Origin of the sequence: Cupriavidus sp. SIMBA_020 (assembly GCF_046535395.1) — a bacterium.
Classification (GTDB): domain Bacteria; phylum Pseudomonadota; class Gammaproteobacteria; order Burkholderiales; family Burkholderiaceae; genus Cupriavidus; species Cupriavidus campinensis.
The window spans coordinates 1-252 of sequence record NZ_JAWRWU010001196.1 but is presented as its reverse complement, the minus strand read 5'-3'; the positions used below and the strand labels follow the sequence as shown (position 1 = coordinate 252).

1 pseudogene is annotated in these 252 nt (G+C 61.5%); it reads right to left on the bottom strand.

The features are described from left to right. Positions 1 to 252: pseudogene (locus SB751_RS33315) on the bottom strand (sugar ABC transporter substrate-binding protein); the annotation flags it as partial.

Below are 252 nucleotides of genomic sequence, written 5' to 3'. Positions count from 1 at the left end.
GCGGGATCGCAAGGCCAAGCCCGCCTGCTTCGCTCGAATAACGGCTGCCTTTGGGGTGAACCGCATACCCCACCTTGTCGCTGATTCTGGAGCGCGTCTTGTCCCGCACCGGACCGAAAATAGCGGTCGCGTCGAGGTACATCGCCGCCTGCCCTTCCAGGAAAGCGGTCATCATTTCCCCCTGACCGTAGCTCGGGATGCCCACCGGTCCTGTTTGCACGACATCCTGCAGAAACCTCAACGCCTTCAAGC